This window comes from Klebsiella sp. CSG-1, from assembly GCF_056521145.1.
In genome coordinates this window covers 243,610-264,643 of the sequence record NZ_JBWNLD010000005.1, presented here as the reverse complement: position 1 = coordinate 264,643, position 21,034 = coordinate 243,610, and the positions used below count along the sequence as shown (strand labels likewise).

The 21,034-nt window shown below is 55.9% G+C and carries 17 protein-coding genes, 1 tRNA gene and 1 other RNA gene; 10 read left to right on the top strand and 9 right to left on the bottom strand.

Going from position 1 to position 21,034, the window contains the following annotated elements:
• From dppB to AC007G_RS14505, 7 genes are all read right to left on the bottom strand, one after another.
• On the bottom strand, positions 1–1,020 hold the full coding sequence (gene dppB, locus AC007G_RS14535; RefSeq protein ID WP_032690324.1) for a dipeptide ABC transporter permease DppB: 1,020 nt from the start codon (positions 1,018–1,020) through the stop codon (positions 1–3).
• 108 nt (positions 1,021–1,128) lie between these two features.
• Positions 1,129–2,736: a dipeptide ABC transporter periplasmic-binding protein DppA gene (gene dppA, locus AC007G_RS14530; RefSeq protein WP_032696973.1), complete on the bottom strand. Its 1,608-nt coding sequence runs from the start codon at positions 2,734–2,736 to the stop codon at positions 1,129–1,131.
• Between the two features lie 837 nt (positions 2,737–3,573).
• Positions 3,574–3,705, bottom strand: a non-coding RNA gene (locus AC007G_RS14525) — RtT sRNA.
• Positions 3,706–3,738: 33 nt separating this feature from the next.
• A tRNA-Pro gene (locus AC007G_RS14520) sits at positions 3,739–3,815 on the bottom strand.
• A 90-nt stretch (positions 3,816–3,905) separates the two neighbouring features.
• Positions 3,906–5,597, bottom strand: a complete 1,692-nt coding sequence (gene eptB, locus AC007G_RS14515; protein WP_032690322.1) for a kdo(2)-lipid A phosphoethanolamine 7''-transferase — start codon at positions 5,595–5,597, stop codon at positions 3,906–3,908.
• A gap of 363 nt (positions 5,598–5,960) precedes the next feature.
• Positions 5,961–7,163 (bottom strand): L-lactate MFS transporter, encoded by a 1,203-nt coding sequence (locus tag AC007G_RS14510; RefSeq protein WP_142630276.1) that lies wholly within the window; start codon positions 7,161–7,163, stop codon positions 5,961–5,963.
• Positions 7,164–7,402: 239 nt separating this feature from the next.
• Positions 7,403–8,011 (bottom strand): autotransporter outer membrane beta-barrel domain-containing protein, encoded by a 609-nt coding sequence (locus AC007G_RS14505; protein WP_162180060.1) that lies wholly within the window; start codon positions 8,009–8,011, stop codon positions 7,403–7,405.
• A 264-nt stretch (positions 8,012–8,275) separates the two neighbouring features.
• On the opposite strand from AC007G_RS14505, the gene tag reads away from it, so the two are divergent.
• Positions 8,276–8,857, top strand: a complete 582-nt coding sequence (gene tag / locus AC007G_RS14500; RefSeq protein ID WP_032690319.1) for a DNA-3-methyladenine glycosylase I — start codon at positions 8,276–8,278, stop codon at positions 8,855–8,857.
• Positions 8,835–9,275: an N-acetyltransferase gene (locus AC007G_RS14495; RefSeq protein WP_032698579.1), complete on the top strand. Its 441-nt coding sequence runs from the start codon at positions 8,835–8,837 to the stop codon at positions 9,273–9,275. Before tag ends, AC007G_RS14495 begins: the two co-directional genes overlap by 23 nt.
• Here AC007G_RS14495 and AC007G_RS14490 read toward each other — a convergent pair.
• Positions 9,244–11,574, bottom strand: a complete 2,331-nt coding sequence (locus tag AC007G_RS14490; RefSeq protein ID WP_142630274.1) for a molybdopterin guanine dinucleotide-containing S/N-oxide reductase — start codon at positions 11,572–11,574, stop codon at positions 9,244–9,246. The two genes, AC007G_RS14495 and AC007G_RS14490, sit on opposite strands and share 32 nt — an antisense overlap.
• Before the next feature lie 168 nt (positions 11,575–11,742).
• Between AC007G_RS14490 and AC007G_RS14485 the strand changes: the two genes are divergently transcribed.
• The 6 genes from AC007G_RS14485 (at position 11,743) to ghrB (ending at position 17,708) form a co-directional block, all read left to right on the top strand.
• Complete coding sequence (locus AC007G_RS14485; protein ID WP_032696977.1) at positions 11,743–12,405, top strand: OmpA family lipoprotein; 663 nt, start codon at positions 11,743–11,745, stop codon at positions 12,403–12,405.
• Positions 12,406–12,528: 123 nt separating this feature from the next.
• Positions 12,529–13,545, top strand: coding sequence for a LacI family DNA-binding transcriptional regulator (locus tag AC007G_RS14480; RefSeq protein ID WP_004868782.1), 1,017 nt, complete (start codon positions 12,529–12,531; stop codon positions 13,543–13,545).
• 110 nt (positions 13,546–13,655) lie between these two features.
• Positions 13,656–14,405: a sugar phosphate isomerase/epimerase family protein gene (locus AC007G_RS14475; protein ID WP_032696978.1), complete on the top strand. Its 750-nt coding sequence runs from the start codon at positions 13,656–13,658 to the stop codon at positions 14,403–14,405.
• A gap of 3 nt (positions 14,406–14,408) precedes the next feature.
• The gene (locus AC007G_RS14470; protein WP_032698576.1) at positions 14,409–15,347 is read left to right on the top strand and encodes a sugar kinase; all 939 of its coding nucleotides are present in this window, start codon (positions 14,409–14,411) and stop codon (positions 15,345–15,347) included.
• Positions 15,348–15,431: 84 nt separating this feature from the next.
• A complete protein-coding gene (locus AC007G_RS14465) occupies positions 15,432–16,712 on the top strand; it encodes an MFS transporter (protein ID WP_004868788.1) in 1,281 nt (426 codons plus the stop codon).
• Between the two features lie 24 nt (positions 16,713–16,736).
• Positions 16,737–17,708 (top strand): glyoxylate/hydroxypyruvate reductase GhrB, encoded by a 972-nt coding sequence (gene ghrB, locus AC007G_RS14460; RefSeq protein ID WP_004868790.1) that lies wholly within the window; start codon positions 16,737–16,739, stop codon positions 17,706–17,708.
• Positions 17,709–17,765: 57 nt separating this feature from the next.
• Here ghrB and AC007G_RS14455 read toward each other — a convergent pair whose 3' ends face one another.
• Positions 17,766–18,476, bottom strand: a complete 711-nt coding sequence (locus tag AC007G_RS14455; protein ID WP_004868792.1) for a DUF3053 domain-containing protein — start codon at positions 18,474–18,476, stop codon at positions 17,766–17,768.
• 440 nt (positions 18,477–18,916) lie between these two features.
• On the opposite strand from AC007G_RS14455, the gene AC007G_RS14450 reads away from it, so the two are divergent.
• Together AC007G_RS14450 and AC007G_RS14445 are read left to right on the top strand one after the other, a co-directional pair.
• Positions 18,917–20,275, top strand: coding sequence for an MFS transporter (locus tag AC007G_RS14450; protein WP_032696980.1), 1,359 nt, complete (start codon positions 18,917–18,919; stop codon positions 20,273–20,275).
• 242 nt (positions 20,276–20,517) lie between these two features.
• Positions 20,518–20,808 (top strand): HTH-type transcriptional regulator, encoded by a 291-nt coding sequence (locus AC007G_RS14445; protein WP_032690313.1) that lies wholly within the window; start codon positions 20,518–20,520, stop codon positions 20,806–20,808.
• Positions 20,809–21,034: the final 226 nt, after the last annotated feature.

The following is a 21,034-nucleotide window of genomic DNA, read 5'->3' as shown; positions in this document are numbered from 1 at the left end:
TTACTTCTTATGCCGAATACGCGGGTTCACCACGCCGTACAGCAGATCGACCAGCAGGTTGACGAGGATAATCATCGTCGCCACCAGCAGTACCCCACCCTGAACCACCGGGTAATCACGGCGTTGCAGCGCATCGATCAGCCAGCGCCCTAAACCAGGCCAGGAGAAGATGGTTTCGGTCAAAATAGCGCCCGCCAGCAGCGTCCCTACCTGTAGCCCAATCACCGTGACCACCGGCAGCATAGCGTTACGCAGCGCGTGGACCACGATGACGCGCATCCGGGTCAGCCCCTTGGCGCGCGCGGTGCGAATGTAATCTTCGCCCAGTACTTCCAGCATCGAGGAGCGGGTCATACGTACGATAACGGCCAGCGGAATGGTGCCCAGCACCACGGCTGGCAGAATCATGTGCATTAAGGCATCAATAAAATCGCCCGGCTCGCCCCAGATAGCGGTATCGATGAGCATAAAACCGGTCAGCGGCAGGGTATCGTCAAGAAACACGGTATCGCTGATACGTCCGGAGACTGGCGTCAGGTTGAGCTGGACCGAAACCAGCATGATCAACATCATTCCCCACCAGAAGATCGGCATGGAATAGCCGGTCAGCGCAAGGCCGACGGAGGTGTGATCGAAGATAGAACCGCGTTTGACCGCCGCCAGCACGCCCACCGGAATACCGACGATAACGGCGAAAATCATCGCGCACACGCCCAGTTCCAGCGTGGCTTTAAAGCGCGGCACGAACTCCTGCCACACGGGAATACGGCTTTTCAGCGAGATGCCTAAATCCCCATGCAATACACCCCAGATATAGTGGGCATACTGCTGCCACATCGGCTTATCAAGGCCCATTTCAGCCAGCAGCTGAGCGTGACGTTCAGGGGAGATACCACGTTCGCCCGCCATAATCATCACCGGGTCACCGGGAATCATATGCACAAAGGCAAAGGTGAGAAGGGTAATACCGATAAAGGTCGGGATGACAAGTCCCAAACGTCGGAGGATGAACTGCAACATAACCCGGATTCTCTATAGTGACGCCCCGCCTGGTGACCGGACGTCTGTATTGCTCACAAATGTCAATTCCCTCTCCCCAAGGCGGGGAGAGGGGGAACATACTGTTTATTATTCGACAGAGACGTTATCGAAGTGGTGCTTGCCTAATGGATCGACCACGTAGCCTTTGACTTCTTTACGCACTGGCTCATAGACGGTGGAGTGAGCGACGATCAGCGCCGGAGCCTGGTCATGCATCACCACCTGAGCCTGCTTGTAGAGCTCGATACGTTTGTTGTGGTCGTCGGTGGCTCGTGCCGGCTGAATCAGATCTTCAAACGGTTTGTAGCACCAGCGAGAGTAGTTCGAGCCGTCTTTTGCAGCCGCGCAGCTGAACAGGGTGGCGAAGAAGTTATCCGGATCCCCGTTGTCGCCGGTCCAGCCCATCATCACGGTCTGGTGCTCGCCTGCTTTCGCACGCTTCAGATATTCGCCCCACTCGTAGGTGACGATCTTGGCCTGGACGCCAATTTTGGCCCAGTCAGCCTGGATCATCTCAGCCATACGGCGCGCGTTCGGGTTGTACGGACGCTGTACCGGCATTGCCCACAGATCGATGGAGAAGCCTTTTTCCATCCCGGCTTCTTTCAGCAGCGCTTTCGCTTTTTCCGGATCGTAAGTGTAGTCTTTAACGTCGTCGTTATAGCCCCACATGGTCGGTGGAATCAGGTTTTTCGCGGACTGACCTGCGCCCTGGTAAACGGCTTTGATAATCGCTTCTTTATTTACCGCATAGGTCAACGCCTGGCGGACCTTCACGTTATCCAGCGGTTTCTTCTCGGTGTTGAAGGAGAGATAGCCGACGTTCAGGCCCGGCTGTTCCAGCAGGTTAATGCTCTTATCTTCTTTCATGCGCGCGATGTCGGCCGGGTTCGGGTACGGCATCACCTGGCACTCATTCTTCTGCAGTTTGGCATAGCGCACGGAAGCATCAGGCGTAATGGAGAAGACCAGGCGATCGATCTTCGGCTTGGTGCCCCAGTAGCCCGGGAAGGCTTTATAGAGAATACGGGAGTCTTTTTGATACTGCAGCAGCTGGAACGGACCGGTACCGATTGGGTTCAGGTCCACTTTTTCCGGCGAACCGGCTTTCAGCATGTTGTCGGCATACTCTTTCGACAGAATAGAGGCGAAGTCCATCGCCAGGTCAGCGAGGAACGGCGCTTCCGGGCGAGTCAGCACAAACTGGACGGTTTTATCGTCGACTTTCTTCACTTCGCTAATCAGGTCAGGCAGGCCCATCCCTTCGAAGTATTCATAGCTGCCGCCGGACACTTTATGGTACGGGTTTTGCGCGTTTTTCTGGCGATCGAACGAGAATACAACGTCGTCGGCATTCAGGTCGCGAGTAGGTTTAAAGTCTTTATTATCCTGCCACTTCACGCCCTGACGCAGGTGGAACGTATAGATTTTGCCGTCCTCACTCACTTCCCATTTTTCCGCCAGCCCCGGAATCACTTCCGTAGTACCGGTTTTGAATTCAACCAGGCGGTTATAGATGGGCACCGAGCTGGCGTCATAGGTTGTACCAGAAGTGAATAGCTGTGGGTTAAAGCCTTCCGGCGAACCTTCAGAACAATAAACCAGGGTCTTAGCCTGAACGCTTGCTGCAACGGTCAGGGCGACCAGGCTCAGACCAAGCTTCAGCATCCCTGACTTTTTCAAGGAAATACTCATTATTCTGCTCCAAATGTGATGTTGTTTGCATATATCCGCCAGGCCTTTATTTATTTTTTACCCGGTCTGGTCGGTGGTGCCCGAAGGCCTGGATGAGAGATGGGGATTCCTTTCACAAAAACGCCTGAGTTGCAGTGCGGATTCTCCATGAAATGCCCCTCATGCCCTACAATCTGTCAACAGAATGCGTAAACGTCAATACAGCCAACCGGGTTTTACATCCGGGGTGAGAATCAGCAGGCAAAGATTAAAAAAACTTCAAGACGCTATTTTCAGCAGAGAAATTTATGCTAGCGGCGAGCGGGCAGCATAAATGTCTTAATACTTCGTAACAGCCAGTGATAAGCAATTCTGGTAAATGGTGAAAATTTATTACGATATGGCCAATATGTGAGCGATTAATAGCGCGAACGTTAAAACGCACAGCGGAAAATGCTGCAGTTATCCATAAGCTTCGCGAAAAAAGAGCCTTAGATATATAAAAAAATACAATGGAAGATGTCACAAAATAGTTAACAGGCAACATGAAACAAGGATTCGTGCTTTTTTTGTGACTTTGGTTGACTATCACACTCCGACATCGTGGCGCCCGGCCCGCAGCCCAACGTCATTGATGCAAAGGATTTCATTTTACGGTGGCCTGGACGAGGCCTGTTTTTGCTGTCAGCAGGGGGAGACAGGCCAATACACCAGGGCGGTGTTAAGCCGGCTAAAAATTGCTGAGGTACAAATGAGCGCTCTGGGCCGCCAGCATAGCCGAACCTCGGCCCCCGGAGGCTCTTATCCTCATCGGCTCCGGATGCAAAAAAGCCTGCTCATTGAGCAGGCTTTTAAATTTGGTCGGTGATAGAGGATAACTCGCCACTGCGTGGCTCGCCCTGCGGGCCGTTGCTAAAGCAACGTTCCCTCGCTACGCTCGGGTCGAACCTCTGCCCCCGGAGGTTCTCATCCTCATCGGCTTCGGATGCAAAAAAGCCTGCTCATCGAGCAGGCTTTTAAATTTGGTCGGTGATAGAGGATTCGAACCTCCGACCCCTTCGTCCCGAACGAAGTGCGCTACCAGGCTGCGCCAATCACCGAATGCGGGCGCATCTTACTGCTGAGACTCACACCCGTCAATGCCTTATTTGGAAAAAATAGCTCAAGCGGCGAGAAACTCGCCACTCCCGCTATTTCGCCACGGTTTTCCCCGCATCGGCAACGCGGCACCAGTTGTTATTCTCATTAATCCCACCGTCCGGCGAGGTGTAGCCCAGACAACCCATGATGGTGTCATACAGCTCAACGTGACGACGCGGGACTTTCATCGCCGCCTGCTCTTTAAGGCGGGCAAACGAAGCAGCATGGTCCGGCGCTGCCAGATATTTATCCGACATCCACACCATCATCGGCACACGGAACTGTTCCGGCGGCGCCATCTTACGCGGCGTACCGTGCAGGTGCTCATGCTCGTTGATTGACTCCCCATGGTCGGCGGCATAGAACACAATCGCCTTCTTATCACGCAGTTGATCCAGCACGCTCACGATAAAGTGATCGACATAGGTCACGCTATTATCGTAAGAGTTGATCAGCTCCGCTTTCGAGCATTTGCTGTCCACGCCCACGCACTCCGGCTGCCACTGCGCGAAGCTGCGCGGGTAACGCTGGGTATAGTTAAAGTGCGACCCTTTGGTATGCAGAATGATCAGGTGCTTCCCCTGGTTATTCTTGGTCAGTGAACGCTTCACTTCATCCACCAGCAGCATATCGTCCACGCTCTTACCGCGGTTACGCGGCTCCGCGCCAATCTGCTCGCGATAGGCAATGCTGTTCGCCATAGTATTGCTGTAGAACCACATCTCGCTCTGCATCGCATACAGGTCGCCGGTAAAGCCGAGCTGGTGCAGGACCGCAAAGACGTTTTGCTCTTTCAGCGTTCGCTGCGGGTTGTCTTCCGCCCCGCCCTCGCGCACAAACATGCAGCGCAAGGAGAGCTTGGTCGCGGTGTCGCACGAATACCCGCGGAAGGCGACCAGGTTTTTCTCCTGGGCCAGCTTTGGCGTGGTATTGCGGCCATAACCCAGGATCCCCATATGATCCCAGCGGGTGGTCTCACCGATAATGAACACCACGTAGGTATCATCCAGGCCCTGCGGCTCCACATAGGTGAATTTTTTGGCAGGGTTTATCAACGACTTGTTATCTGAGGACTCATCCACCTGCGCCCAGGCGTACAGCCCCAGCGCAGAAAGCCAGTTTGACGGCAGATACGAGTTGGCAATCACCCCGCCATAGCTCGGCATATCGACTTCAGAGCTACGCTCCACGTCCTTCTGCCGCAGTTCGAGCAGGCGAATCGGTCCCCAGACCATTAATCCGGCAAGGGCAACGATGGCGATATTTTTTACCCGCTGGCCCGGCGTGCGAATTTGCCGCAGCAGAGTATGTTGACAGCGGTTGCTCCAGATAAGCAGCAGCGGTGGAGCGCTGACCAGCGCCAGCCACAGAATCAAATACCAGCCCACCACCTCCTGAGAGAGGTCGATATCCGTGGTCATAACCGACGCGATGATGCCGTAACCAATCACCACGTTCAGGAAGGTCATGTAATAGCTGGCGGCAGCGGAGAAAATCACCACCAGCGTAGCGAGTATTCGCCAGACGCGCCGCCCCAGCAGCGACAGAACACGTAACAGGAAAAACGTCACCAGCACGGTGGCAACCAGTTCCACAATCCCGGAAAGCCCTTTCCAGAGGGTAAATTCCTGCGCATAACCATCAAGGCGACGGAAAAGCACAGCAACGTTCATAAACCAGCCGATGTACAGCGCCAGCCAAAGGCTGACTTTCTGCTGTGTCATCGTTCTAATATAATTCATGCATGAAACCTGGAAAAAGAAGAGATAAAACCACCTGACTTACGCGATATAAGCGGGCAGGTTAATAGGGTGCGTTCAGGTTGATTAACTACTCAAACCCATTCGAGATGCCTTGCGGCGACGGGCTCGTGAATCCTCTGGAGCTTACTCAAGTAAGTGACTGAGGCGAACGAGCGCAGTCAACAATAAGGCAGTTTGAAGGACGGAGAGTATAAGAAACCTCTACAAAGCGCGCTAAGTAGACCACAGAGAAAGGAAAAAGTACCAGGCGGGAGTGTGATCCAACCAAACATTTACAAAACATTTGGTTGGACAAGCACAAATAGCTCAGGAATATCGGTATGACGCCGCGAAGATGGCGTATCAGGCGTGGGCTTCGCTGTAAACTTCACCTTTCGGCTGGCGAATCGTCGTGGAAAGCGCCAGAGAGAGAATCAGCAGGGCAAAGATAACGCAGAAGGTCACGTAGAACCCACCGAACAGCGAGGCAATCAGCGAGCCGCAGATGCTGCCGATACCAAAGCCCAGATAGATGACGCCGTAGTTTTTTGCCAGGTTATTCAGACCGAAAAATTCACTGACCAGCGACGGGAACACGGTAATCGTTCCACCGAAGTTAAAGGCGACGCAGGCAATCGCGGCAAAGAAGGTTATCGCGTTCAGCGGCGCGAACAGCAGCGCAGCCATGCCAACCAGTGAAACCACCTGGCCGATAGTAATGACGCGGATACGGGAAATTTTATCCGACAGAATCCCCAGCACCAGACGTCCGCTCAGGTTGGCGATAGAGATAACGGTGACCGCATTCGCCGCCGTCGCGACATCCAGATGCACCATCCCTTGAGCGATATCTTTCGCTACGCCAATAACATACAGGCCGCTCATGCAGGCCGTCAGGAACATCACGGCGAGCATCCAGTACTGCGGTTTACGCATCGACTCGGCCAGCGTGAAGTCATTCTCCACCACGCCATTATGCGAGGCGGCGGTATGATTCGGCGCATCTTTCATTAAGGTTGCGCCGAAGACAATCATCACCAGGACAATGACGCCCCAGATAATAAAGGTTTTCTCCAGCCCGACGGTGGCCAGCAGGTGGCTATCAATAAATTTGAACCCGAGGCTACCGAGGCCATAGGAACCAATGGAAAAGGCGGAAATCAGCCCTTTACGCTCCGGGAACCACTTCACGCAGTTGGAGAGCGTCAGCAGATAGCCCGCGCCATCCGCCAGCCCCACCAACAGGCCTGCGCTCAGCCAGAGCATCATCAGGCTGTTGGCGTGGGCGGTAAGGAAAAAGCCGAGCCCCAGCAGAACACCGGACGCCATCGTGACGCGCCTGACGCCAAAGCGTTCCTGCAGTTTACCGGCGACGGAAGAGGATAGCGCCAGACCGAGGCTTAACAGACCGAAGGAGAAAGCCACCTGGCTTACCGGTTCGTCCAGTTTTGCGGAAAGGGAACTGTTGAACAAACTCCATGTATAAACCGATCCCAGCGCGAATTGTGTAACGATCGTGCCGGCCAGCGTAAGCCAGCGGGTATATTGACTGTTTGCAGCGTTCATAGCAGATATCCTGAATAATTAACTACCGCCACAATAGCGAAGCCGCCTGAACGCCAGGGTAAAAAAGGCATGAAATGCCATCAGCAAGGAATGAAATGCATGTGAGCCGGAATGAATGACATTGAAAAAGGCAGGCGCATGACAGCAGCAGAAATAAGTTAGTGACTACTATCTTACAACAATGCGCCATTACTGTGTTTTTTAAGTAACAAGAACGTTTCACGCATGCTAAATAAAGGCTAAAAGTTAGCGCTCACTCCCATCACATAGAGATAGTTGGCTCCCGTTGGCGTATTCTCCGCCTGCGATAATGCCGCCCAGGCGGCAAGGTGTGAATTGAGAGCCATATCCGCCCCGAAGGTGACATCGCGCCAGGCGCCATCCTGCCCGCGATTAGGGCCAATCAGATCCGAAGAGAGCGGCTGGTTGTAGCTCACCTGCGCCCACGGATGGACGCCCCATAGCGCCTGATAATCCATACGCCAGCCAAGCGTATTCACATAGGGGTTGTCTGACGCGCGGCGCGCGGGGGCGGTCGATATCACCTCGCTACGCAAACTCGCCACCGGGCCGGAAGTGACGCCGTTGGCCAGCGTAAAATTCCATCCCACGCTCATCCCGCGGCCGCCATCCGGCGGCGCCACCGCCTGATTCAGCGCAATACCGGGAAGATCGCCGGACGCATTCATACGCTCCGCCAGAATATCTTCATAGCGGGGTTGGTGATCGCTATCCCACGTATAGCGTTCAGGGGTGTTACTTTTGGTATCGATAGCGATATATTCCTGTTGCCAGGCATTCGCGCCACTGATAAACGAGACCCAGACGACGGCACACGCCGGGAGCATAATCCCCCGAAGGCCATTGCATTTCTTTATTATCATTAATGCGACTCCAGAAAAGAGCCAAACCGGCATTATTGCTGTGTTTTTATGGGACGGGCTTCCCTGAATACCTTGAATAATGTGATTGGGCGAACGAATGCAGCCAATGCACATGCAACCTGAATAATGGCGGGTATATTTGAGAGTGGTATCCCTGTATTAACTATTATCTTTATCTTTCAGCCGTCAAGGCGAACGCGTAAGTTTTATTGCTAAAGGGAGAGAGACATGCAGCGTTGCGGTTGGGTAAGCCAGGACCCGCTTTATATTCAGTACCATGATAACGAGTGGGGCGTTGCGCAAAGAGATGCCCGCAAACTGTTCGAAATGATCTGCCTTGAGGGCCAGCAGGCCGGTCTGTCGTGGATTACGGTGCTGAAAAAGCGGGAAAATTACCGCCAGGCCTTTCATCAGTTCGATCCGGTCCGCGTTGCCGCCATGAATGAGACCGATATTGAACGCCTGCTCCAGGACGCCGGAATTATTCGCCATCGTGGGAAAATTCAGGCCATTATTGGCAACGCCCGCGCCTTCCTGACCATGGAAGAGAGCGGCGAATCGTTTACCGACTTTGTCTGGTCTTTCGTCGACAATCAGCCACAGATTTCCCATGCCGCCACGCTGGCGGAGATCCCCACCACCACACCGGCTTCCGACGCCCTCTCCAGGGCGCTGAAAAAGCGCGGTTTTAAGTTTGTCGGCTCCACCATCTGCTACTCCTTTATGCAGGCCTGCGGACTGGTCAACGATCATGTGACGAGCTGTTTCTGTCACCCGGGAGGCGATGATGATCCGCAAGTGGGACGCTAAAGAGACCCGCCCGCTGCTCACGCTGTGGCTGGAAAGCACGATTCATGCCCATCCCTTTATCGACGAAACATACTGGCACGAGAGTGTCGCCGTCGTACGCGATGTCTACCTGCCTGCCGCCAGCACCTGGGTGTGGGAAGAGAGCGCGACGATAAAGGGTTTTGTCAGCGTGATGGAGTCCCGCTTTATCGGTGCGCTGTTTGTCGCGCCGGACGCTATCCGCCGCGGCATCGGCAGCGCGCTGCTGAACGAGGTCAAACAGCATTACCGCTGGCTCAGTCTCGAGGTTTACCAGAAAAACGTTCAGGCGGTGAATTTCTACCATGCGCAAGGCTTCCGGATAGAAGACTGCGCATGGCAGGACGATACGCTACAACCGACCTGGATTATGCATTGGCCGGCGGATCAAACGCCGTAAGCGTCAGCGCCGGGCCGTCATATTTTTCCAGCCACGCCAGCGCCGTATTCCCGGCGCAGCCGTTGCCCAGCCGCGAGGTCGGAATATCTTTGGTCAGAACATTCACCGCGCCGTTTTTGCAGATACCGGCCTGCGGGTCGATATCAGGCCAGGCCCCTTCGTGTAAACAGATAACCCCTGGACGAATACCTTCCGTCACCACGGCGCCGGCCAGCACCTGGCCGCGCGCGTTCCACACCCGCACGACATCGCCGTCGGCAATATTGCGCGCCTGCGCGTCCAGCGGATGAAGAGTTAATGGCTCACGGCCGGCGACAGCGTACTTTTCGCGCAGCGACGTGTGGTTCAGCTGGCTGTGCAGACGATGCGCCGGATGAGCGGACAGCACCTGCAGCTGGCCAGGCCGGGCATTGCCGTGCCACTCGTCCGGTTCCAGCCACATTGGGTGCGGTGGACAGTCGGGGTAGGCAAAGCCGGCAATCGTTGGAGAGTGAATTTCAATTTTGCCGCTCGCGGTTTTCAGCGGATTGGCCTGCGGATCGGCACGAAATGCCGCGAAGCGCGCAAAACGGGCATTTTCCGGGTTTTCCGGCATTTCTATCAGCTGGTTAGCCTGCCAGAACTGGTCAAATGGCGGCAGCGTCACCTGCTGGCTCGCCCCGCGTTGCGCGGCAATCTGATAGAAGGACTCCAGCCACTGTAGATCGGTTTTCCCTTCGGTAAAACGCGCGCGCCCTCCCTCTTCCCAGCGCTCGCTGAGATCGGCAAAGACGTCAAAATCATCCCGGGCTTCATCGCGCGGCGCGACCACGCGCTTCATCGGCACCAGGTGCTGGTTACTGTAATCGCCGGTCATGGTCATATCGTGACGTTCAAACGAAGTTGTCGCCGGCAGGACAATATCGGCATGGCGGGCGGCAGCGGTCCAGAAGCACTCCGAAATGACGATAAGCTCCGGCTTCTGCCAGGCCCGAATCAAGCGGTTGGTATCCTGATGATGGGTAAAGTTCGCGCCGCCACACCACCAGACGAAGCGAATATCCGGAAAATGCCGGTCCATTCCGTTGTGTTGATACGGCGCACCGGGATTTTCCAGCGCTTCCACAATGCGCGCCACCGGTATTTTTTCGACCGCCTCGGTACCGCCCGCCACACAGCCTTGCATCGAAGCCAGTACCGCCGCCCGACGGGTCGGGTTACCGCCGTTGGCAAAGTGGTAGGAAAGGCCAAAACCGCCGCCGGGAGTACCAATCTGCCCCAGCATCGCCGCAAGTGTCACCAGCATCCAGTGTTTTTGCTCGCCAAACTGCTGGCGCTGCATCCCCCAACCGGACATCAGCATGGTGGTATTGTCATGGAATAGCGCGGCCAGTTCGCGGATCTTCTCCGCGCTAACGCCGCAGATCTCCGCCGCCCACTCTGCGGTTTTCGGCGTGCCATCGCTTTCACCGGTCAGATAGCGGGCAAAAACGTCATAGCCGCTGGTACAGCGGGCGAGAAACGCATCGTCCTGCCAGCCGTTCTCCACCAGCGTATGGGCAATGCCGAGCATCATCGCGACATCCGTACCCATATGCGGAGCGATCCATTCGCCCACCTCACCAAAGAATTCCGCCGTTTCCGATCGCATCGGATCGATACAGATCACCCGCTTCCCACTTTTGCGCAACCGATCGAACCACGGGATCCCCTGCTCATCGGAAGCGTTCCAGGCAATTTTTAGCGTATTCAGCGGGTTGGCGCTCCAGAGCACCACCACATCGCTATGTTCCAGTACCATCGGCCAACTGGTCTGCTGCTGATAAACCTCATTGCCGCCAACCACATAGGGCATGATCGCCTGCGCCGCGCCGGTGGAATAATCCCCCAGATGTCCGGTATATCCGCCTGCGAGGCTCATGTAGCGCTGCAGCAACGTCGCTGCCTTGTGGAGCACGCCGTTAGAGCGCCAGCCGTAGGAGCCGGCAAAAATCGCTGCCGGGCCGTGGTTTTCCCGAATCCGCCGATGCTGTGCGTGGATAAGATCCAATGCCTCCTGCCAGCTCACCCGCACAAACTCGTCCTGGCCGCGTACGCCCTGCGGACTCTCCGGCGAAGCAAGGAAACCTTTACGTACCATCGGATAGCGGACGCGGGTTTTGCTGTGGACCTGCTCACGCACGGCGGTTTGCAAGGAGTTGGCGAAAGTGGTCTCCAGCGCACCGCGGGAAGAGAGGACATTTTCACCATCCGTTTCAACCAGCATAGGCCCCCAGTGAGCCGCGGTTAAGATGGTTTTGGTTGCAGATGAGGTTGGCAAAGCGAGCTCCTGGTCAGCGAATGCAGGTGTTGTGACGGTCTGTGATACTGACCGTTCAATGTTATTTACAAAAAGAGAGCCGGTACGGGGAATTTTCTACGTAATTGGACGTCATAATCAACCGTCACGCGCGCTGTGACAACGAATAAAAAGGATTAAGGAAATAACATGAAAAAACGCGTACTCATGATTGCGGCTGTGGTGAGCGGCACCCTGGCGATTTCTGGCTGTACCACTAACCCGTATACCGGCGAACGCGAAGCGGGGAAATCCGGCATTGGCGCCGGGATCGGTTCGCTGGTCGGCGCGGGCGTCGGCGCACTCTCCTCGTCGAAAAAAGATCGCGGCAAAGGCGCGCTGATTGGCGCAGCGGCCGGGGCGGCGCTGGGCGGCGGCATCGGTTATTACATGGATGTGCAGGAAGCAAAACTGCGCGAGAAAATGCAGGGAACGGGCGTCACCGTGACGCGAAATGGCGATAACATCGTGCTGAATATGCCAAATAACGTCACCTTTGACAGCAGCAGCGCCAACCTGAAACCGGCCGGGGCAAACACCCTCACCGGCGTGGCCATGGTGCTGAAAGAGTATGAGAAAACCGCGGTTAACGTCGTAGGTTACACCGACAGCACCGGCGGTCAGGATCTGAATATGCGCCTGTCGCAGCAGCGCGCCGACAGCGTTGCCAGCGCCCTCATCACCCAGGGCGTGGCGGCAAACCGTATTCGCACCAGCGGCATGGGCCCGGCAAACCCCATCGCCAGCAACACCACGGCGGAAGGGAAAGCGCAAAACCGTCGCGTAGAAATCACCCTCAGCCCGCTCCAGTAAGTCCGGCGGTCGACCCCGACCACCGTATCCTTCGCCCGGTAAGCGCCACTTGCCGGGCAAAATGCTTGATATAGCGGATTTTCGCGCTAAGGTGTTCTCCAGATTTCAGCAAAGGAAGCCATCATGGCGAAAGCGGCGCGAGCAACCATTAGCGATGTGGCGAAAGCCGCAAAGACCGGAAAAACCAGCATTTCACGCTACCTCAATGGCGAAAAGCACCTGCTTTCCGATGACCTGCTGGCGCGCATTGAAAAAGCGATTGCCGAACTTAACTACCGTCCCAGCCTGATGGCCCGTGGCCTGAAACATGGCCGAACCCGGCTGATTGGCCTGATCATCGCCGATATCACCAATCCTTACTCGGTCAATGTCCTCAGCGGCATCGAAGCGGCCTGTCGCGAAAAGGGCTTTACACTGCTGGTGTGTAATACCAATAACGAGCTCGACCAGGAGCTGCACTATCTCGACCTGCTGCGCAGCTACCAGGTAGAGGGGATCGTGGTCAACGCCGTTGGGATGCGCGAAGAGGGGCTGAATCGCCTGCAGCAGTCGGCGCTACCGATGGTACTCATTGACCGCAAGATTCCGGACTTCGCCTGCGATGTCGTCGGTCTGGACAACACTCAGGCCGCGACGACCGCCACAGAACATCTGGTGGAGAAAGGGTTTGAAGCCCTGCTGTTCCTGAGCGAGCCGCTCGGTTCGGTCAACACCCGTCGCGAACGCCTGAGCGCGTTTCGCGCCACCCTCCAGCGCTACGCCGGCATCGTCGCAGAAAACGCTGAAGTTCCGCTGAACGACGGCGCCATGCTCGATACGGTGCTGCGTCAGTTTCACTCCCGCCATCGCGGCATGCGCAAGGCGCTGATTTCCGCCAACGGCGCCCTGACGCTACAGGTTGCGCGCGCGCTCAAGCGAATCGACCTGGTTTGGGGCAGCGACATCGGCCTGCTCGGCTTCGACGAGCTGGAGTGGGCGGAGCTGGCGGGCGTGGGTATTACCACGCTCAAACAGCCCACGTGGCAGATTGGCTATGCCGCGGTTGAGCAGGTGGTGCGCCGGATTGAAGGCACTAACGACCCCATCTGTGAGCGGGTCTTCTCCGGTGAACTGATCGTGCGGGGATCGACCTCCCGATAGCCCTCCTTCGTGATGGTGATCATAAATTAGACATCCTCTCCTTTCCTTTGGAACCGGTACCATCTAGCGTAATAGAGTGATTTGCTACAGCGCTACCGGGAGTTTGTCAGATGGCCAGAAAAATTATTGTCGTGACCGCCGCCTATGGTCATGATTGCATTAAAGAACTTGGCGGGCAGTCCGCCGTACTGCCGTTTATCGCCGGATCCGGCGCCGACGGCGTGGAAATCCGCCGTGAGTTATTCAGCGCTGACGAGCTCAATCAGCTGCCGGCGCTGGCCGCCACCATTGAACGCCACAACCTGCTGGCCTGCTACTCTGCGCCGGAAGCCCTGTTTGAAGCGAATGGCGCCCTTAACCCGCGTCTGCCGGCGCTGTTACGCGAAGCGCAGACCCTCAACGCCCTGTGGTTAAAACTGTCGCTCGGCCATTTTACCCATAACAACGAACTGGAATCGCTGCGCCGCATCCTGCAGGAGAGCGGCATGGCGCTGGTGGTGGAAAACGACCAGACCGACTGCGGCCAGCTGGCGCCAATGCAGCGCTTTAAAGCCTCCTGTCGGGTGAACCAGCTGCCGGTTACGTTAACCTTCGATATGGGTAACTGGCTGTGGGTCGGCGATTCGCCGGAAGAGGCCGCACGTCATCTGGCCCCCGCCGTCAGCTATATCCATGTCAAAGCCGCAGAGCCGCATCATGCGCACTTTCGCGCCGTCCCGCCAGACGAAGCTCCGGCACGCTGGCTGGCGCTGCTCGACAACCTGCCTGCCGATGCCCCGCGCGGTATCGAATTTCCGCTGGTGGGCCACGATCTGACGGCCGTGACCCGTCGCTATGTGAATTTGTTACGCGAGGAGTAAGCCATGGAAAACGCATTAGATGTCATCACCATCGGAGAGGCGATGGCGATGTTTGTCGCGACGGAAACCGGCGACCTGGCCGAAGTAGAACACTTTATGAAACGGGTAGCCGGCGCAGAGCTGAATGTCGCCACCGGCCTGGCTCGCCTGGGGCTGAAAGTCGGCTGGGTTAGCCGCGTAGGCAAAGACAGCTTCGGCCGTTTTGTGCTTCATTCGCTGGCCAAAGAAGGGATTGATGCGCGCGGCGTCAGCGAAGACAGCCGCTATGCAACCGGCTTCCAGATGAAATCTAAAGTCGAAAATGGAACCGATCCCATTGTGGAGTACTTCCGCAAGGGTTCTGCCGCCAGCCATCTGTCGCCCGAGGACTTTCGCGCCGAATATTTCACCAGCGCTCGCCACCTGCACCTCAGCGGCGTGGCCGCTGCGCTGTCGGAGAGTTCATACGCCCTGCTGGAGCAGGCGGCCACCACGATGAAAGCCCAGGGGAAGACGATCTCGTTCGATCCGAATCTGCGCCCGGTACTGTGGAAAAGCGAAGCCGAGATGGTGGAAAAACTCAATCAGCTGGCGTTTCAGGCCGACTGGGTTCTGCCGGGTCTCAAAGAAGGCATGATCCTTACCGGCCAACGGACCCCGGAGGGGATTGCCGATTTCTATCTCACGCGCGGCGTTCAGGCCGTGATCATTAAAACCGGCGGCGACGGCGCCTGGTTCAAAACCGCCGCGGGCGAACAGGGCGCAGTCGCCGCCATCAAAGTCGATAACGTCGTGGATACCGTGGGCGCCGGCGATGGTTTTGCCGTCGGCGTGATTAGCGCTCTGCTGGAGGGCAGAACGCTGCAGCAGGCGATAGGCCGCGGCAACAAAATTGGCTCGCTGGCCATTCAGGTCCAGGGCGACAGCGAAGGATTACCCACACGCGAGGCGCTGGGCGAATAGCCCGGGCCGGCGTCATAATAACGGCCTCCTCTGTACCCTACATACGGCGGCGGCGTCATGAACCTCAACTTTAGAGGCAAGCCTATGAACAGCTCTACCAATGCAACGAAACGCTGGTGGTACATCATGCCTATCGTGTTTATCACGTATAGCCTGGCGTATCTCGACCGCGCAAACTTCAGCTTTGCTTCGGCAGCGGGCATTACGGAAGATTTAGGCATTACCAAAGGCATCTCGTCGCTTCTTGGCGCACTTTTCTTCCTCGGCTATTTCTTCTTCCAGATCCCGGGGGCGATTTACGCTGAACGCCGTAGCGTACGGAAGCTGATTTTCATCTGTCTGATCCTGTGGGGCGCCTGCGCCTCGCTGACCGGGATGGTGCACAATATTCCAGCGCTGGCGGCGATCCGTTTTATTCTCGGCGTCGTGGAAGCGGCGGTCATGCCGGCGATGCTGATTTACATCAGTAACTGGTTTACCAAATCAGAACGTTCACGCGCCAACACCTTCTTAATCCTCGGCAACCCGGTCACGGTACTGTGGATGTCGGTGGTCTCCGGCTACCTGATTCAGTCCTTCGGCTGGCGTGAAATGTTTATTATTGAAGGCGTCCCGGCCGTCCTCTGGGCCTTCTGCTGGTGGGTGCTGGTCAAGGATAAACCGTCGCAGGTGAACTGGCTGTCAGAAAACGAGAAAGCCGCGCTGCAGGCGCAGCTGGAGAGCGAGCAGCAGGGTATTAAAGCCGTGCGTAACTACGGCGAAGCCTTCCGCTCACGCAACGTCATTCTGCTGTGCATGCAGTATTTTGCCTGGAGTATCGGCGTGTACGGTTTTGTGCTGTGGCTGCCGTCAATTATTCGCAGCGGCGGCGTCAATATGGGGATGGTGGAAGTCGGCTGGCTCTCTTCGGTACCTTATCTGGCCGCGACTATTGCGATGATCGTCGTCTCCTGGGCTTCCGATAAAATGCAGAACCGTAAACTGTTCGTCTGGCCGCTGCTGCTGATTGGCGGACTGGCTTTTATTGGCTCATGGGCCGTCGGCGCTAACCATTTCTGGGCCTCTTATACCCTGCTGGTGATTGCCGGTGCGGCAATGTACGCCCCTTACGGTCCGTTTTTCGCCATCATTCCGGAAATGCTGCCGCGTAACGTCGCCGGTGGCGCAATGGCGCTCATCAACAGCATGGGGGCCTTAGGTTCATTCTTTGGTTCGTGGTTCGTGGGCTACCTGAACGGCACCACCGGCAGTCCATCAGCCTCATACATTTTCATGGGAGTGGCGCTTTTCGCCTCGGTATGGCTTACTTTAATTGTTAAGCCTGCTAACAATCAAAAGCTTCCCATCGGCGCTCGTCACGCCTGACCTTTACTACTTACGGAGATCCGCATGAAGCCGTCCGTTATTCTCTATAAAACGCTTCCCGACGACTTGCAGCAACGTCTGGAAAAACACTTTACCGTCACTCAGGTGAAAAACCTGAGCCCTGACACCGTCCAGCAGCACGCGGAAGCCTTTGCCCAGGCGGAAGGTCTGCTGGGGTCGAGCGAAAAAGTTGATGCCGCGTTACTGGAGAAAATGCCCAGGCTTCGTGCGACCTCCACGATTTCCGTCGGCTATGACAACTTCGACGTTGAGGCGCTGAATGCGCGCAAGGTGCTGCTGATGCATACGCCGACCGTGCTGACTGAAACCGTTGCCGATACGGTGATGGCGCTGGTGCTCAGCACATCCCGTCGGGTGGTGGAAGTCGCCAACCGGGTGAAAGCCGGAGAGTGGACGAAAAGCATCGGCCCGGACTGGTTCGGCAGCGATGTGCACCATAAAACGCTGGGGATCGTGGGCATGGGCCGTATCGGGATGGCCCTGGCGCAGCGCGCGCACGCCGGTTTTGGCATGCCGATTCTGTATAACGCCCGCAGCCGTCACCCGCAGGCGGAAGAGCGCTTTAACGCGCGTTACTGCGATCTGGATACGCTGCTGCAGGAAGCCGACTTTGTCTGTCTGATCCTGCCGCTGACCGCCGAGACTCATCACCTGTTCAACGCGGAAAAATTCGCGAAAATGAAGCCTTCCGCCATCTTTATTAATGCAGGGCGCGGCCCGGTGGTCGATGAAAAGGCGCTGATCTCAGCCTTGCAGAAGGGCCAAATCCACGCGGCCGGTCTGGACGTTTTCGAGCAGGAGCCACTGGCGAAAGAGTCGCCGCTGCTCACTCTGCCGAACGTCGTCGCGCTGCCGCATATCGGTTCTGCCACTCATGAGACCCGCTACAATATGGCGGCTTGTGCGGTCGATAATTTGATTGATGCACTGAATGGTCAGGTCGAAAAGAACTGCGTCAATCCGCAGGTGAAGTGAAGGTAAGCTGAAGTAACCCGGGTCGAGGTCAACGCCTGACCCGGGTTGACGAACCGGTTAACGCGTTGCGTTAACTGCCGCCGTCCACGCCTGGTTGAAAGCCTGATGCTGGGCAGCCAGCGGGCCAATCAGCGCGTTGTACTGGCTGGCCTGCTGCGAGGTCGGGAACTGAATCCCGTTTGCCACGAAGCTCACCTGAGTATTTTGCTGAGCAATAAAATCACCCACCTGCACCAGTTGCTGAGTAAAGACCTGCGCGGCAGGAATCAGCGGCTGCAGGGCGTTTGCCGGTGCGGTCACGACTTTGTTGTAAACCTGGTCAAAGACCGGTTTCAGATCGTCACTCTGCTTCAGCGCGCTATGTGCGCCATCGGCCTGCATTTTCGCATTTTCCAGCTGCTGGCTCAGCACGCCCAGCGCGCCGTTTGCCTGGCGCAGCGGTTCACGCTGAGTCACATAATCCTGCGGGACGCGAATCGCATTCACGCTGTCTACGACCGGACGCAGACCCGCATCCATCGCCTGACTTACCTGCTGTGAATAGCCGTAAATCACCGCGTAATCGGAAACAAAAGGACCGAACTGTTTTTTCTGATCGGCAGTCAGCGTCGGCAGACGTTCGCCGCTACGCATTGCCGTATTTTGCAGGAAGTCGATAAACGCTTTGCGCTGATCGCCTTCTTTATCAAAACACCCACTCAGGCTAACCACCATTAATAAGGCCGCAATAGCCGCAAACCAGCGAGAGCAGGACTTTCCTGTCGCCATTTTTTTACTCCTTTCAGCCAAAAAAAGCGCACACAGACACACACGTGCCAGACGCTGACAAGGATAGTCCAGGTCGGCCTTGCAGGATACTCTTTCCTGACAATCTTACGCAGGAAAAGCACCGTTGGCGGCGTTTGACGGGCGACCGCGAGCGTCTGTTAAGCCCATCACAATTAACGCCATAACCCTGCCGAGAAAAATGACCAATAACAATTTGATTTTATTATAAATAAAATCACTATTGTGGGGCAAACCCGTGAAAGCGAACGATAATCGCACGCTTCCTGGGCCGCCTGCGTTGCCTGAAGCCAGGTTCAGTGATTTGATAAATGAGCGATTAACGGCGATACGTTCGATTATCGCACAAATCACATTAACGACAGCGAGGGAGGCGGTAATCGCCCGGCTCCGTCCCCCGCTCCGGCTGCCAGGAATGCTGTATGAATAAGACAACTATCGATATTCAGGCTTTTATCAACGAACATCCGTTTACGAAGTACCAGTGGATGATTCTGGCCCTGTGTTTTATCACCGTCGCGATGGACGGGTTTGATACCGCCATCATCGGTTTTATTGCCTCCGACCTGGTGCAGGAATGGGGCGTGGAAAAATCTGCGTTAGGCCCGGTGATGAGCGCTGCGCTCGTCGGTCTGGCGGTAGGTGCGCTGACCGCAGGCCCGTTGGCCGACCGCATTGGGCGAAAAAAAGTTCTGCTGATGTCGATTGTGGTTTTCGGTAGCTTTAGTCTGTTGACCGCCTTCGCCACCAGCCTGAATCAACTGACGCTGCTGCGTTTTCTGACCGGCCTCGGGCTGGGCGCCGCCATGCCAAACGCAGCCACGCTGATGAGCGAGTATGCGCCGGAACGCCGTCGCGCTTTGCTGGTCAATCTGATGTTCGTCGGGTTCCCGATGGGATCTTCGCTGGGTGGCTTCCTCTCGGCCTGGATGATTCCGCATTACGGCTGGCAAAGCGTGCTGATACTGGGCGGCGTGATGCCTCTGCTGCTTGCCGTCGCGCTGGTGTTCTTACTGCCGGAATCGGCGCGCTATCTGGTGGTCAAGCGCCAGCCATCGCAGCGTATTGCCACCATTCTGCGTCGTATTGCCCCGCTGCCTGAACAGGTTGAATTCGAGCTGCGCGAAGCCGGACAGGTGAAAGACAAATCGGCCCTTGCGGTTATTTTCTCCCCCCGTTATCTCGTCGGTACCGTGATGCTGTGCATGACCTACTTTCTGGGGCTGCTGATTTTCTATTTATTGACCAGTTGGCTTCCGCTGCTGATTCGCGAAACCGGCGCGTCAATGAGCCAGGCGTCGATTATCACCGCGCTGTTCCCGCTGGGCGGCGGCATCGGGGTGCTGATCCTCGGCGCCCTGATGGACAAAATTAACCCCAATAAAGTGGTCGCCGTAGGCTGGCTGTTGACCGGCGTGTTCGTCTTTCTGGTCGGCTTCTCAACCAATAACCTGGTGTTAATGGGCGTGATGGTCTTTATTGCCGGCAGCATTATGAACGGCGCGCAATCATCCATGCCGGCCCTGGCCGCCGGATTTTATCCCACCCAGGGCCGGGCGACCGGCGTTGCCTGGATGCTGGGTATCGGCCGGTTTGGCGGGATCCTTGGCGCCTTCAGCGGAGCCTTCCTGATGCAGGCGCAGCTCTCCTTCGTGACCATCTTTACCTTGTTGTCGATCCCGGCGTTTTTATCCGCCATCGCGCTGCTGGTGAAATATAAAACCAGCAAGAGCCAGCCGATATCTGCGCAGACGAAAGCCGATAATATGCAAAAAGCCTGACCCTCAGGCCAGCGGGCAACCGCTGGCCTGGCGGATTTATTCGCCGTTTACAAAAGTTTTCCATTGCGACACGTCTGATGATTAATCATCACCTTATCTGCCGTTTTCACCGCCGAATACCCGTTAAGACGATAGGCTGTCTGCACATAATCACTCCCGTGACTATTCTTTGCGTTTTTTCTGACTATTCTTAATAGGCTTCACTAAATATCTCTTTTGCTGTGTGACAGAAGGAGTTCTCTATGGAATATAAAGATCCCGTGTTTGAACTGCTTAGCAGCCTGGAACAAATTGTTTTTAAAGATATTTCTCAAACGATCGCCCAGCCTCGTAAGCAGACCGCATTTAGCGAGTTTGAACAGCTTCGCAAAGGCACTGGCCTGAAAATTGATGATTTTGCCAATGCCATGGGCGTCAGCGTGGCGATGGTACAAGAGTGGGAGTCGAGACGGGTGAAGCCGTCATCCACGGAGCTCAAATTAATGCGCCTGATTCAGGCAAACCCACAGCTTTCAAGGCAGCTTATCGACTAAAGTTCTATAATAAGAATCAGGTCTGGTTACGGTCCTGTATCGGGACCGTTTTTATTTCTGTGAAAAAAGGTTTGCTATCGCACCGCAAAAATGAGTTAATGCTCGCAGGTTTGATGTACAGACCACAGAGCATTAGTATAGAGTAGTCCTTGAGCGGTTATCATAGATACCCCGGTAGTGAACTTTCCCTTTATAGCTTCAAATCTGTAGTCCAGACCGTATCGCC